Below are 12,885 nucleotides of genomic sequence, written 5' to 3'. Positions count from 1 at the left end.
GCTTCGACCTGTCGGACCTGCGTTACAAGAACGGTGTGGACAGCTATCTGTCGGTGCTGACCGCGCAGACGGATCTGTACTCGGCGCAGCAGTCGCTGATCAGCGCGCGCCTGGCGCGCTGGACGAATCTGGTCGACCTTTACCGTGCACTGGGCGGCGGGTGGATCCAGCATGCAGGCGAAGCGCCGCGCGCGCCGGATGCGCCGGTCGATTACGACAAGGCGGCGGCTCCGGCGCCTGCGTCGGCAACGGCGACGAACGGGTAGGCACGGCGAAGGGCAGGCGCGGCTTATCGCGCTTGCGCTTCGAACCGGCTGTACGCGGAAACGAAAACGCCACGGACGAAAGTTCGTGGCGTTTTCATTTGCGCTGTCGAATCGCGCGGGGAATCAAGCAAAACGCCACGGCATGCCGTGGCGTTCGTCGTTACCGCTTCGCGCCGTCGTCCGGCGCGGGGCGATCAGTGGTGCACGTCGGCGGCCCGCCCGTCGAAATCGTGTCCCGCGCGCCGAATCTCGCAGCGCGCATCCTTTTCGCCTTTCACGCCGTTGAACACGATGTTCAGGATCACGGCTCGATGGAAGCGAGCGGCTGTAGGCCCATTTGCTGTTGAACGGTGCTTATAACAATTAGCTGTACAAAATTCGAATTTGTCTGATTGATTCTTCTTTCTCGTCCGCGCAAATTTCGCATGGAGCATTCCTCACCCATTGTCGAGAAAGGAAATCCGGATGAAGAGCGAGCAGACTGCACCGACCCATCTTTTTGCCACCATCGGGGCGCTCACTGAGCGCGGTGGGCGGGTAACCAATGCTACCAGCGGCCTGACAGTCGCCGGGCTTGTCGTTGCCCGTGTTGGCGATGTCGTCACTTACGAGGATGGCAGCGAGGCCGTCATTATGGATGGCGCAGGCGAATATGCGATTTGCAGCGACAAGCCGTTTGCGCTGGTGGGTAGCCGGTTGAGCAACGGTGATCGTATCGTCGAAACGCTTCAGCGGTTGTGGGGAATTCACATACAAGCCGGCGAAACGGCCGAGGGATTGCCGTATGGTTCTAACGTTACGCGACAGAGCCGTACAAATGATCGACGTGCGGCTCGTAGATTTGCGCAAGTGGGGGGCGGTCGAACGTCAACGCGTCGCAACGTGGTTTGGCTCAAGCGATGAAACGATTCGGCAACGTCTGACAGGCGGCCTCGCACGAGTAAGTCGGGTGATGCGCGATCTCAAGCCTGGAAACTTTGTTCGTCAATCAGAGGAGCTTGATCGATATCTTGGTTGTACGCCGAATAACAAGGACCCTGATGGTGCCGTCGCTCATGTTTGCGGCCCCGACACTGCTACACATACTATTTGTATCCATGAGAATTTTTGCGGGATGCGTCCCATATCCAGCGCGAAGGACTCGATGTTATCGACACTGATTCATGAGTGCACTCATTTTGCCGACACTTTTGGCGCTCAGGATCATCAATATTTCATGCGCGAGTGCTTGGTATTGGCTCGGGCGCGCCCCGATCTCGCAATCAATAATGCGGATAGCATTGCCGGGTATATTGTCTATGAGGATTAGAGGTGACGTGGCGGGGTGTTCCTTGTTGAATCTGATCGGGTCCAACGGAAAATCGATATGGTAAAAGGACTGGCCTGCATTGCGCTGGCGTTTTTCTCGACCGGGACATTCGCCTGCTCCCCGGTTCATACACTTGATGTTTCGTTTGAAAGAGATTCTGCCAAAGTGCGCGGCGATGAGCTCATCAAGCTGGCCAATTGGGCGATAGACCTTCAACTCAAATATCCCAATCTTGATCGTACGTCTGTCGGTGGCCTTGCCGAAGCTGACGAAAGACAGCCGAGCGTGCTGGCGCAGCAACGCGCGGAAAGTGTCAAGGGGCTGCTAGTCACATTGAGGCTTGGTCGAGCCCCTATCGACGTCGATGCCAGGCTTTATAAGTCGCATCATCTGAACGGTGTGCCGGATAATGGCCAACGAGTAGAAATCGACTTCCTTCCCGGTTGCCCGCATGAATGCCCCTGCCAAGGGAAATGAGGTCCTGGCTGCGATCTGCCGCGCAGTGCTGCACATTTCGATGGTGTGAAGCGGCCTTTTACGCACCATGCAGCAAGCGCCGGCCCGTCACGAGCCGACGCATGCCTGGTGTCCGTCAGTGCGAATCGGCGGCCCGCCCGTCGAAGTCGTGTCCCGCGCGCCGAATCTCGCAGCGCGCATCCTTTTCGCCTTTCACGCCGTTGAACACGATGTTCAGGATCACGGCGGACGCCGATGCGAGCAGGATGCCGCTGTGCAGGATCGGCGCGAGCGCGGGCGGCAGCTTCGAGAAGAAGTGCGGCGACACGACCGGCACGAGGCCCATGCCGACGCTCACGGCGACGATGAACAGGTTGTGCGAATTGTTCACGAAGTCGACCTTCGACAGCACCTTGATGCCGTTCGCGGCAACCATCCCGAACATCACGATGCCTGCGCCGCCGAGCACGAACGGCGGCACCGACGCGACGACTTGCGCCATCTTCGGGAACAGCCCGAGCAGCACGAGGATCACGCCGCCCGTCGCGCACACGAAGCGGCTCTTCACGCCCGTCACGCCGATCAGGCCGACGTTCTGCGAGAACGACGTATGCGGGAACGAGTTGAAGATGCCGCCGATCAGCGTGCCGAGGCCGTCGACGCGCAGGCCGCGCACGAGGCGCTCCTGGTTGACCGGGCGATCGACCATGTCGCCGACCGCGAGGAACATGCCGGTCGATTCGATGAACGTGACGAACATCACCGTGACCATCGTCACGATCGACAGCGGGTCGAAGTGCGGCAGGCCGAAGTGGAACGGCATCACGAAGCCGACCCACGGCGCATGCGCCACGCCGTCGGTGTTCACGCGGCCGATCGCGAACGCGATCGCGAAGCCCGCGACGATGCCGAGCAGCACCGAGATGTTCGCGACGAAGCCGCGGCCGAACTTGTTGATCAGCAGGATCAGCGTGAGCACGAGCAGCGACAGGCCGAGATAGACGGGGCTGCCGTACTCGGGGTTGCCGACGCCGCCGGCCGCCCAGTTGATGCCCACTTCCATCAGCGACAGCCCGATCACGGCGATCACCGTGCCGACGACCACGGGCGGGAAGAACCGCAGCAGCTTGCCGATCATCGGCGCGAGCACGATGCCGATGATGCCGGCCGCGATGGTCGAACCGAAGATGTCGAGAATGCCGAGGCCGGGGTTCGTGCCGATCGCGATCATCGGGCCGACGGCCGCGAACGTGCAGCCCATGATGACGGGCAGGCGGATCCCGAAGATCCACAGGCCCAGCGTCTGGATCAGCGTGGCGATGCCGCAGGAAAACAGATCGGCGCTGATCAGGAACGCGATCTGGTCTTTCGGCAGCTTGAGCGCCGCGCCGACGATAAGCGGCACGGCGACGGCGCCGGCGTACATGACGAGGACGTGTTGCAGACCAAGCGTTACCAGCTTGCCGGTCGGCAGCACCTCATCGCACGGATGGACCGTGTTCGATTGCATCTGTCTCACTCCATGATCTTGTTTTCGGGGTGATACGAAGTTATTCGGAATGAATCCATGCAACAAGAGCACTGGGTTCTATTCCGCTCTTTGCTGGTTCGATATGCCATTTCGATATGGAAGAGGAGGGCGATCATCGGGAAACTGCCGCGGGAGTGAGGTGTACCGGTTTTATAGCGCTTCAAAATAGCGCCGGCCCCCCTGTCAAATATGGGGTGCTTTATGGTGTGTATCGGGTGGGCCGCATAGTGGCAAAAAGCGGTGTGTGCAAATCGTGCCGGGTTAACCCGCGAACGGTCGCTTTTGCGTGCAAGGTGCCGCCCGATGGAACGCGGCGGCCCGACCGCACATTCGATGCGTCGAAGCGGTGGCAAAAAGCGGGGCGCACATCGCGATCCCGTTATCATCGGCATCCGTTCATACGAATCCTCTTCACGTCATGCGCCTGCTCGGAATCGACCTCGGCACCGGCTCCGTCAAACTCGTCACGCTCGATGCCGACGGCGTCGAGCGGGCCGTCGCGAGCGAACCTTATGGGTTGTCGTCGCCGCGGCCCGGCTGGGCGGAAATCGCGCCCGACGCGTGGTGGCAGGCGCTCGTGCGCGCGGCCGCGCGGCTGCCGGCCGACGAACGCGCGCAGGTCGCGGCGATCGGCTTTTCGGGCCAGATGCATGGCGTCGTGCTGATCGACGCGGCCGGCCAGCCGGTGCGGCCCGCGCTGCTGTGGCCCGACACGCGCGCGGTGCGCGAAGCGGACGCGGCCGGCTGGCCAGCCCCCGGATCGTCCGCCGCCGGATTTCCCGTCGCCCCGAACCCCGTCGCCCCGAACCCCGTCGCGCCCGGCATGGCGGGCCCGCTGTTGCGCTGGCTGGCGACGCATGAACCCGACGCACTGCGTGCCGCGCGCTGGGCCGTGCAGCCGAAGGACTGGCTGCGCATCGCGCTCGGCGGCGACGTCGCCGCCGATCCGAGCGACGCGTGCGCAACGGCGCTCGCGACGCCCGACGGCGCGTGGGACAGCCCATTGATCGACACGCTCGGCCTGCCTGCCGACCGCTTTGCGCCGGTTCGTGCGTCCACCGCGCGCTGCGACGTGCTCGGCGCGCAGGCCGCCGCCGCGCTTGGCCTGCCGGCCGGCGTGCCGCTCGCGACGGGCGCGGCCGATACCGCGTGCGCGGCGCTCGGCAGCGGGCTGGTCGCGGCAGGCGATGCCCTGCTGACGACGGGAAGCGGCGGGCAGATCGTCGTGCTCGCGGATGCGTTGCCGCCCGCGCGGCGCGGCTTGCATCGCTATCGTGCGGCGACGGGCGGCGGCTACTACACGATGGCGGCGATGCAGAACGTCGGGCTCGCGCTCGAAGCCGTGCGCGGCTGGCTCGGCTACGCGCGATGGGCCGACGCGTACGACGATGCGTTCGCGCAGCCGGCGTCCGAACGGCTGTGTTTTCTGCCGTACCTGACCGGCGAGCGGTCGCCGTGGATGAACCCCGATGCGCGCGGCGGCTGGCTCGGCCTCGGGCTCGGCGACACGCGCGGCGCGATGATGCGCGCCGCGTTCGAAGGCGTCGCGTTCGCGTTGCGCGCGGGGCTCGATGCGATCCGCGACGCCGATCGCCGCGACGCGGTGACGACGCTGCGTCTCGCGGGCGGCGGCTCGGTCGATCCGCGTTGGCGCCAGTTACTCGCCGACGCGCTCGGCGCGTCGCTGCACGCGATCGATTGCCCGAACGCCGCGACGCGCGGCGCCGCGCTGCTCGCGGGCGTCGCGATCGGGCATTGGCGCGAGGATGCGTTGCGCGCGCTGGCGCCGAGCGCGTCGCCGGTCGCCGCGCCGCGCGATGACTGCCTGCTGGCCGCGCGCCACGCGCGCTTCGTCGATCTGTACGCCCGCACGGATGCATGGTTCACGACGGGCGTTTAAACTCGGGCACTTGTTCTTTTGCGTCAGCGATGACGCATCCTGGCAAGCCGGCGACCGTTTCGCGCACGCGATGCGCGGCGGGAGCCGCCATCATGGCGAGCACGATATTCTTGCGCCGTGCCACGCGGCACGGATTCGACGCTTTGCATGACACCCCGGCCGGCGTCGACGCGCCGGCCCGGGCCGATCTCACAGACACACAGGAGTGACACGATGAAAACGAAAGCCGCGATTGCATGGAAGGCCGGTGCGCCGCTGACGATCGAGGAAGTCGATCTCGAAGGGCCGCGCGCCGGCGAAGTGCTGATCGAAGTGAAGGCGACGGGCATCTGCCATACCGACTACTACACGCTGTCGGGCGCCGATCCGGAAGGGATCTTCCCGGCGATCCTTGGCCACGAGGGCGCGGGCGTGGTGGTCGACGTCGGCCCCGGCGTCGGCACCGTGAGGAAGGGCGATCACGTGATTCCGCTCTACACGCCCGAATGCCGCGAGTGCAAGTTCTGCCTGTCGCGCAAGACCAACCTGTGCCAGAAGATCCGCGCGACGCAGGGCAAGGGCCTGATGCCGGACGCGACGTCGCGCTTCTCGCTCGACGGCAAGCCGCTGTTCCACTACATGGGCACGTCGACGTTCTCGAACTACATCGTCGTGCCGGAGATCGCGGTCGCGAAGGTGCGCGAGGACGCGCCGTTCGACAAGATCTGCTACATCGGCTGCGGCGTGACGACGGGCGTCGGCGCGGTCGTGTATTCGGCGAAGGTCGAGGCCGGTGCGAACGTGGTCGTGTTCGGCCTCGGCGGGATCGGCCTGAACGTGATCCAGGGCGCGAAGATGGTCGGCGCGGACAAGATCATCGGCGTCGACATCAACCCGAAGCGCGTCGAGCTCGCGAGGAAGTTCGGGATGACGCACTTCATCAACCCGAACGAAGTCGAGAACGTCGTCGACCACATCGTGCAGCTGACCGACGGCGGCGCCGACTACTCGTTCGAATGCGTCGGCAACGTGAAGCTGATGCGCCAGGCGCTCGAATGCACGCACAAGGGCTGGGGCCAGTCGTTCATCATCGGCGTGGCGGCGGCGGGCGAGGAAATCAGCACGCGTCCGTTCCAGCTGGTGACGGGCCGCGAGTGGAAGGGCTCGGCGTTCGGCGGCGCACGCGGTCGCACCGACGTGCCGAAAATCGTCGACTGGTACATGGAAGGCAAGATCAACATCGACGACCTGATCACGCACACGCTGCCGCTCGAGCGGATCAACGAAGGCTTCGACCTGATGAAGGCCGGCGAGTCGATCCGCTCGGTCGTGCTGTACTGACCGGGAGCACATCGCCATGCTCGAACTCGTTTCCTCGCATGCGTGCCACGGCGGCGAGCAGCGTTTCTACCGTCACGATTCGGCGGCCATCGGCCTGCCGATGAAGTTTTCGGTGTACCTGCCGCCGCAGGCCGCGCAGGATCGCGTGCCGGCGCTGTTCTATCTCGCGGGGCTCACATGCACCGACGAGACGTTCGCGATCAAGGCCGGCGCGCAGCAATACGCGGCGCAGCACGGCATCGCGCTCGTGATGCCCGACACGAGCCCGCGCGGCGCGGGCGTGCCGGGCGAGACCGATGCGTGGGACTTCGGCGTCGGCGCGGGTTTCTACGTCGATGCGACCGAAGCGCCGTGGTCGACGCATTACCGGATGGAGTCGTACGTGACGGGCGAGCTGCGCGAGCTCGTCGTGGCCGAGCTGCCGATCGACGGCGCGCGGCTCGGCATCTTCGGCCACTCGATGGGCGGGCACGGCGCGCTGACGCTCGCGCTGCGTCATCCGGGCCTGTACCGGTCGGTGTCGGCGTTCGCGCCGATCGCCGCGCCGACGCGCTGCCCGTGGGGCGAGAAAGCATTCTCGGGCTATCTGGGCGCCGATCGCGATGCATGGAAGGCACATGACGCGAGCGAGCTCGTCGCGCGCGCCGATGCGCCGAAGTTCGCGGACGGCATCCTCGTCGATCAGGGGCTCGCCGATCAGTTCCTCGCGAACCAGTTGAACCCCGACGTGTTCGAAGCCGCGTGCGCGAAGGCCGGCCAGCCGCTGACGCTGCGCCGTCATCCGGGCTACGACCACGGGTACTACTTCATCTCGACGTTCATCGCCGATCACCTCGCGCATCATGCGCGTGTGCTGGCGCGGTAGCCGTCCCTGACGCCACGTCGTTGCGCTTCAACGGGCGACGTGGCCGTCATCCTCCGTTACGCATTCCACCGGGGCATCCGCCCGAAAAAAACACCTGCCGTCGCAAATTCTTACTCGTTCTATAGGAAGTCGAATCGATTCGCCGAATAATGATCGACGATTTAATCGTGGTGAAATTTGTTCGAGTGAGCCTTTGACCTGAATGGGCGACAGGGTATGCGAGGTATCAAAAAACTCCCCGAAGCGGGGGTTGATCAATCTGTTTGCGTGGAAACTTGCGCCCGAGCGGTGGAATGGCGGCATCAAATACATCCAGGCGTTCAAGGATGCCTGGATCATGCACAACAAGTCGCATATCCGGGCCGCAGCGGGGCGAAACCGCCTACCCCGGGAAATGCTCGCGGGTATATGTTGGATCGAGGTCGGCGGCGACCCTGAATTCATCGATCGCGTTGCATTTGAAGTGCGCACATTCGACTGGAGCGGTCCGCCGTTCGTCGACAGGCATCCGACACTGACACGTCATCCAGCGATGACATCGTTCGGCCCGGTGAGCATGCAGCTTCGCACGGCAGCGCAAACACTCGGAATATTGGCCGCGCTTCGCTCGACTCATCCAATAATGCATCGGGATGCAAACATGGCTCGTCTCCTTCGCTTCGTCATTCATGTTGCATGCGTCATCGGATTGCTCGTCGTTATCACGATCACCGGAAGCAAGTATGCGTGGATGCATGAAATCGATCCATCCGTCGCGGTCGACGCGATCAAGGACGAAGCTGGCGACCATATACTTGTCAGCTATGCGTTGCTCATGGTCGTTGCGATCACACAGGTCGTGTTGCTCAAGAGAGCCGGTGCCGCAGGTGCCAAACCCTGGATCGGGTTCCTGATCCTCGCGGCAACGGTTGTGTGCGCATGGAGGGCGATCTCGTAACGCCATCCGCACGCATGCAACACATCATGCCCGCCGCAACAAGCTCGCGCCATACACCAGCGCCGACAGCGCCGTAATCCAGAAACTCGTCGGCCAGTCGGTGTGATACGCGAGCACGATGCCGGCCCACGCCTCGAACAGCGCGAACAGCGCGGCGAGCAGCACACCCGTCGACAGTCGCGTCGACACGTTCTGCGCGGCCGCGGCCGGCCCCACCAGCAGCGTGAACACGAGCAACACGCCGACGATCTGCGTCGCCGCGGCCACCGCGAGCGCGCACACCGCGAGGAACAGCATCGACACCGTGCGCAGCGACACGCCCTTGGCTTCGGCGAGTTCGGGCTGCAGCGATGCGAACAACAACGGCCGCGCGATCAGCGCGAGCGCGGCGAGGCTCACCGCGCCAATGCCCGCGAGCACCGCGAGCGTGTCGTGGCTGACCGCAAGCACGTTGCCGAACAGCAGCGCGGTGACCTGTGTCGCGAACGACGTGTAGAAGTGCAGGAACAGCAGGCCGAAGCCGAGCGCGCCGGACAGGATCACGCCGATCGCGACGTCGCGGCCCGCGAGCTTTTCGCCGAGCGCGCCCATGCCGATTCCGGCCGCGAGCGTGAAGCCGACCATCCCCCAGATCGGCGAGAGGCCGAGCAGCACCGCGCCCGTCGCGCCGGTGAAACCGACGTGCGACAGCGCGTGGCCGGCGAAGGTCTGCCCGCGCAGCACCAGGAAATAGCCGACGATGCCCGCGAGCACCGCGACGATCCCCGACGCGGCGAACGCGTTGATCATGAAGTCGTATTCAAACATCGTGCGAATGCCCGGGATGAGCGTGTCCGTGGTGGTGATGGCCGTGGCCGCCGCCACCGCCGTGCGAATGGCCGTCGTCGTCCTCGTGTTCGTGATCGTGCTTCTCGATCTCGACGTCGCCGGACATCACGAAGATCTTGCCGTTCACGCGCATCACGTCGATCGGCGATCCGTAGAGCCGCGACAGCACGGGCTTCGTGATCACCTCGTCGACGGTGCCGAGCGCGGCCACGCCGTTGCCGAGATACAGCACGCGGTCGAGCGCGTTCAGCAGCGGATTCAGTTCGTGCGCGGAGAACAGCACGGTGATGCCGAGCTCGCGCTGCACGTTGCGCACGAGTTCGACGACGCCGCGCTGGTGGTTCGGGTCGAGGCTGATCAGCGGCTCGTCGAGCAGCAGCAGCTTCGGGGTGCCGAGCAGGCATTGCGCGAGCAGCAGCCGCTGCCGTTCGCCGCCCGACAGTTCGGACAGAGGCCGGCGCGCGAGCGACGGGCCGCCGACGAGGTCGAGCACGCGATCGACGTCGCGGCGCGTGGCCGCGTTCGTGTGCGGCAAGCCCCAGCGATGGCCGTCGGCGGCCATCGCGACGAAATCGTAGCCGCGCATCCGGCGGTTCGCGAGGCCGCTCCTAATCTGCGGCATGTAGCCGATCGACGCGTTGCCGCGCGCGACCGGCACGCCGCCGACCGACAGCGTGCCGGCCGACACGGGGACGAGGCCGAGCACCGCGCGCATCAGCGTCGTCTTGCCCGCGCCGTTCGGCCCGAGCACGCCGACGAATTCGCCGGGCTCGATCGAGAAACTGACGTCGCGCAGGATCGTGCGGCCACCCAGTTCGAGCGTGACGCGATCGACGGCGAGGGCGTGGGGAGTGGCGGTCATGTCGTGACGGTTATCTATTACTTGCCGGCCGACAGCGCGCTGCCGAGCGCGTCCAGCTGGCCGATCATCCATTGCTGGAAGGTCTTGCCGGCCGGCTGCGTCTCGGTGACGCTGACGGTCGGCACGCCGCCGTCGTGCGCGATCTTCAGCATGCGCCTGGTCATCGGTTCTTCGGCCTGGCTGTTGTAGATCAGCACGCGCACCTGCTTCTTGCGCAGGTCGTTCTCGAACGCGGCGACGTCCTGCGCACTTGCCTCCGTGTCGTTCATCGTCGCGAGCTGGAAGCGCTGGTTGCGCATGTCGAGGCCGATCGCGTCCGACATATAGCCGAACACGGGCTCGGTGGCCGTCACGGGCACGCCCTTGTACTTCGCGCGCAGCGCGGCGATCTTGTCGTCGACGGGCTTCAGCGACGCGACGAACTTCTGCAGGTTCGCATCGTACTCGGCCTTGTTCGCCGGGTCGGCGCGGCCGAACTCGGCCGCGATCGCGCGGGCGGCCGCCGGCATCGTCGCCGGGTCGTACCACAGGTGCGGGTTGTCGCCGGCCTTCTTGCCGACGAGCTCGGCGACGACGATCGTCGCGCGCTTCGCCTGCTTCGATGCGCCGAGCAGCTTGCCCATCCACGGATCGTAGTCGGCGCCGTTGTAGATCACGACCTGCGCGTGCTGCAGCGCGCGGGCCGTCTTCGGGCTCGCTTCGAACAGGTGCGGATCCTGGTCCGGATTGCTGAGGATGCTCGTGACCGCGACGTGGCGGCCGCCGATCTGCGACGCGACGTCGCCGTAGAAATTCTCGGCGGCGACGACGTTGACGGTGGCGGCCTGCGCGAACGCGGGCGCGGCGAGCGATAGCGCGGCGACGGCGGCGGCGAGCCAGCGGACAGGCGACAGGGCGCGCCGCGGCGCGCGCTTCAGGGCAATGGACATGGAACTCCTCGTTGGAAGGGCGGTGCGTGCACCGCACGATGCGGCGTCAGCGCTGCGCGGGCTTGCGCTTGCAGTGCCCGCACAGGCCGCTCAGCTCGACGACCTGGTGGTGGACTTCGAAACCATGCGCGGGCTCGCTCGCGGACAACTGCTTCGCGAGGTCGCCGCCGGGAATCTCGACGGTATCGCCGCACGAATCGCAGATCAGGAACTGGCCTTCGTGCGGCACACCGATCTCGCAGCACGCGAGGAACGCGTTCTTCGATTCGATCCGGTGGATGAAGCCGTGCTCGACGAGGAAATCCAGCGCGCGGTAGACGGTCGTCGGCGGCACGCGGCCGCGTTGCGGTTCGAGCTCGGCGAGCAGGTCGTACGCGCCGATCGGGCGCTGCGCGGCCAGCACGCGTTCGTAGACCTGGCGGCGCAGCGGCGTCCACGCGAGCCCGTGCTCGGCGGCGAATGCGTCGGCCCGGGACAGCCGGGCGTCAATGGACGATGAGGTAGCCATGGCGTGAAGCAGGGCGATGAAACACAGTATCGCGATGATATAACGTATCGTCGCGCCGTGCAGCGCGAAATCCGTTTTTCGTCCTCCGTCCGTCCCCTTCATCGCCGATGCCACTGCGCCGCACCGTGCGCGTCTCGCCTTGCAGTGCGGGCGCGGCGGGGCGTCGTCGCGCGCCGCCGTGCCGCAGCGCGTCATAGAAAGCCGTCGCGTCGTCTTGACAGCGCGTATCGCGTATCCGATCATTCGATCACTAACAGAGCAATTGATCGGTCAGAGAGCGTTCGCTCACCTCTCGACCGTCGTGCAGCAAGAACGAACCGGAGACAGCCAGTGAGACTGGAAGACAAGGTCGCGATCCTGACGGGCGCCGCAAGCGGCATCGGCGAGGCGGTCGCGCAACGCTATCTGGACGAGGGCGCGCGCTGCGTGCTCGTCGACGTGAAGCCGGCAGGCGGCTCGCTCGCGCGGCTGATCGAGGCCCATCCCGGCCGCGCGGTGGCCGTCACGGCCGACGTCACGCGCCGCGACGACATCGAGCGGATCGTCGCGACGGCGGTCGAGCGCTTCGGCGGCGTCGACATCCTGTTCAACAACGCGGCGCTGTTCGACATGCGCCCGCTCCTCGACGAATCGTGGGACGTGTTCGACCGGCTGTTCTCGGTCAACGTGAAAGGGTTGTTCTTCCTGATGCAGGCCGTCGCGCAGCGGATGGTCGAGCAGGGGCGCGGCGGCAAGATCGTCAACATGTCGTCGCAGGCCGGCCGTCGCGGCGAGGCGCTCGTGTCGCACTACTGCGCGACCAAGGCCGCGGTGATCAGCTATACGCAGTCGGCCGCGCTCGCGCTCGCGCCGCACCGGATCAACGTGAACGGCATCGCGCCGGGCGTCGTCGACACGCCGATGTGGGAGCAGGTCGATGCGCTGTTCGCGCGCTACGAGAACCGGCCGCTCGGCGAGAAGAAGCGGCTCGTCGGCGAAGCCGTGCCGCTCGGGCGCATGGGCGTGCCGGGCGACCTGACGGGCGCCGCGCTGTTCCTCGCGTCGGCGGACGCCGACTACATCACCGCCCAGACGCTGAACGTCGACGGCGGCAACTGGATGAGCTGAAATGCCGCCGCTCGCACGCGCCACGCGCTGGCCGGCCCGCGAAGCGGCGGCCGCCGTCGAACGAGGA

14 protein-coding genes are annotated in these 12,885 nt (G+C 65.7%); 9 read left to right on the top strand and 5 right to left on the bottom strand.

From position 1 onward, the window contains the following. The 4 genes from QZM72_RS17630 to QZM72_RS17615 all read left to right on the top strand — a co-directional run. The coding region (locus tag QZM72_RS17630; RefSeq protein WP_201320108.1) for a TolC family protein at positions 1-266 on the top strand (266 nt) is incomplete at its 5' end. A gap of 465 nt (positions 267-731) precedes the next feature. After that, positions 732-1,169 carry a PAAR domain-containing protein gene (locus QZM72_RS17625; protein WP_256979670.1) on the top strand — a complete coding sequence of 146 codons (438 nt, stop codon included), beginning with the start codon at positions 732-734 and terminating at the stop codon, positions 1,167-1,169. After that, complete coding sequence (locus QZM72_RS17620; RefSeq protein ID WP_306427125.1) at positions 1,051-1,575, top strand: M35 family metallo-endopeptidase; 525 nt, start codon at positions 1,051-1,053, stop codon at positions 1,573-1,575. Before QZM72_RS17625 ends, QZM72_RS17620 begins: the two co-directional genes overlap by 119 nt. Before the next feature lie 57 nt (positions 1,576-1,632). After that, positions 1,633-2,052: a hypothetical protein gene (locus QZM72_RS17615; protein WP_144030100.1), complete on the top strand. Its 420-nt coding sequence runs from the start codon at positions 1,633-1,635 to the stop codon at positions 2,050-2,052. A gap of 115 nt (positions 2,053-2,167) precedes the next feature. Here QZM72_RS17615 and QZM72_RS17610 read toward each other — a convergent pair whose 3' ends face one another. Then, on the bottom strand, positions 2,168-3,541 hold the full coding sequence (locus tag QZM72_RS17610; RefSeq protein WP_179233431.1) for a nucleobase:cation symporter-2 family protein: 1,374 nt from the start codon (positions 3,539-3,541) through the stop codon (positions 2,168-2,170). A gap of 439 nt (positions 3,542-3,980) precedes the next feature. Between QZM72_RS17610 and QZM72_RS17605 the strand changes: the two genes are divergently transcribed. The 4 genes from QZM72_RS17605 to QZM72_RS17590 all read left to right on the top strand — a co-directional run bounded on the left by QZM72_RS17605 (position 3,981) and on the right by QZM72_RS17590 (position 8,584). Beyond that, positions 3,981-5,462 (top strand): xylulokinase, encoded by a 1,482-nt coding sequence (locus QZM72_RS17605; protein WP_301738753.1) that lies wholly within the window; start codon positions 3,981-3,983, stop codon positions 5,460-5,462. A 213-nt stretch (positions 5,463-5,675) separates the two neighbouring features. Beyond that, on the top strand, positions 5,676-6,782 hold the full coding sequence (locus tag QZM72_RS17600) for an S-(hydroxymethyl)glutathione dehydrogenase/class III alcohol dehydrogenase (protein WP_089468327.1): 1,107 nt from the start codon (positions 5,676-5,678) through the stop codon (positions 6,780-6,782). A gap of 16 nt (positions 6,783-6,798) precedes the next feature. Further along, positions 6,799-7,647: an S-formylglutathione hydrolase gene (fghA, locus tag QZM72_RS17595; RefSeq protein WP_089468326.1), complete on the top strand. Its 849-nt coding sequence runs from the start codon at positions 6,799-6,801 to the stop codon at positions 7,645-7,647. 250 nt (positions 7,648-7,897) lie between these two features. After that, complete coding sequence (locus QZM72_RS17590) at positions 7,898-8,584, top strand: hypothetical protein (protein WP_179233430.1); 687 nt, start codon at positions 7,898-7,900, stop codon at positions 8,582-8,584. 24 nt (positions 8,585-8,608) lie between these two features. On the opposite strand, the gene QZM72_RS17585 is transcribed toward QZM72_RS17590, so the two are convergent. The 4 genes from QZM72_RS17585 to QZM72_RS17570 are packed head-to-tail and all read right to left on the bottom strand — an operon-like array spanning position 8,609 to position 11,711. Continuing rightward, positions 8,609-9,391, bottom strand: a complete 783-nt coding sequence (locus QZM72_RS17585; protein WP_089468786.1) for a metal ABC transporter permease — start codon at positions 9,389-9,391, stop codon at positions 8,609-8,611. Continuing rightward, positions 9,384-10,274, bottom strand: a complete 891-nt coding sequence (locus tag QZM72_RS17580; protein ID WP_089468325.1) for an ABC transporter ATP-binding protein — start codon at positions 10,272-10,274, stop codon at positions 9,384-9,386. The genes QZM72_RS17585 and QZM72_RS17580 overlap by 8 nt, the downstream gene beginning before the upstream one ends. A gap of 17 nt (positions 10,275-10,291) precedes the next feature. Further along, positions 10,292-11,203 carry a metal ABC transporter solute-binding protein gene (locus tag QZM72_RS17575; RefSeq protein ID WP_089468324.1) on the bottom strand — a complete coding sequence of 304 codons (912 nt, stop codon included), beginning with the start codon at positions 11,201-11,203 and terminating at the stop codon, positions 10,292-10,294. Between the two features lie 46 nt (positions 11,204-11,249). Further along, a complete protein-coding gene (locus QZM72_RS17570; RefSeq protein WP_124456414.1) occupies positions 11,250-11,711 on the bottom strand; it encodes a Fur family transcriptional regulator in 462 nt (153 codons plus the stop codon). A gap of 330 nt (positions 11,712-12,041) precedes the next feature. Between QZM72_RS17570 and QZM72_RS17565 the strand changes: the two genes are divergently transcribed. Continuing rightward, positions 12,042-12,818: an L-iditol 2-dehydrogenase gene (locus QZM72_RS17565; protein ID WP_301738751.1), complete on the top strand. Its 777-nt coding sequence runs from the start codon at positions 12,042-12,044 to the stop codon at positions 12,816-12,818. Positions 12,819-12,885 lie beyond the last annotated feature (67 nt).

The organism is Burkholderia sp. AU45388, assembly GCF_030481585.1.
Classification (GTDB): Bacteria; Pseudomonadota; Gammaproteobacteria; order Burkholderiales; family Burkholderiaceae; genus Burkholderia; species Burkholderia sola.
This window is presented reverse-complemented; position numbering and strand designations above follow the sequence as displayed.

Bases quoted from the DNA above. Each gene is read 5' to 3' on its own strand.
- QZM72_RS17615 (WP_144030100.1), top strand. From the start codon at position 1,633: ATGGTAAAAGGACTGGCCTGCATTGCGCTGGCGTTTTTCTCGACCGGG.
- QZM72_RS17575 (WP_089468324.1), bottom strand. From the start codon at position 11,203: ATGTCCATTGCCCTGAAGCGCGCGCCGCGGCGCGCCCTGTCGCCTGTC.
- QZM72_RS17570 (WP_124456414.1), bottom strand. From the start codon at position 11,711: ATGGCTACCTCATCGTCCATTGACGCCCGGCTGTCCCGGGCCGACGCA.
- QZM72_RS17585 (WP_089468786.1), bottom strand. From the start codon at position 9,391: ATGTTTGAATACGACTTCATGATCAACGCGTTCGCCGCGTCGGGGATC.
- QZM72_RS17620 (WP_306427125.1), top strand. From the start codon at position 1,051: ATGGTTCTAACGTTACGCGACAGAGCCGTACAAATGATCGACGTGCGG.
- fghA (WP_089468326.1), top strand. From the start codon at position 6,799: ATGCTCGAACTCGTTTCCTCGCATGCGTGCCACGGCGGCGAGCAGCGT.
- QZM72_RS17625 (WP_256979670.1), top strand. From the start codon at position 732: ATGAAGAGCGAGCAGACTGCACCGACCCATCTTTTTGCCACCATCGGG.
- QZM72_RS17600 (WP_089468327.1), top strand. From the start codon at position 5,676: ATGAAAACGAAAGCCGCGATTGCATGGAAGGCCGGTGCGCCGCTGACG.
- QZM72_RS17605 (WP_301738753.1), top strand. From the start codon at position 3,981: ATGCGCCTGCTCGGAATCGACCTCGGCACCGGCTCCGTCAAACTCGTC.
- QZM72_RS17580 (WP_089468325.1), bottom strand. From the start codon at position 10,274: ATGACCGCCACTCCCCACGCCCTCGCCGTCGATCGCGTCACGCTCGAA.
- QZM72_RS17610 (WP_179233431.1), bottom strand. From the start codon at position 3,541: ATGCAATCGAACACGGTCCATCCGTGCGATGAGGTGCTGCCGACCGGC.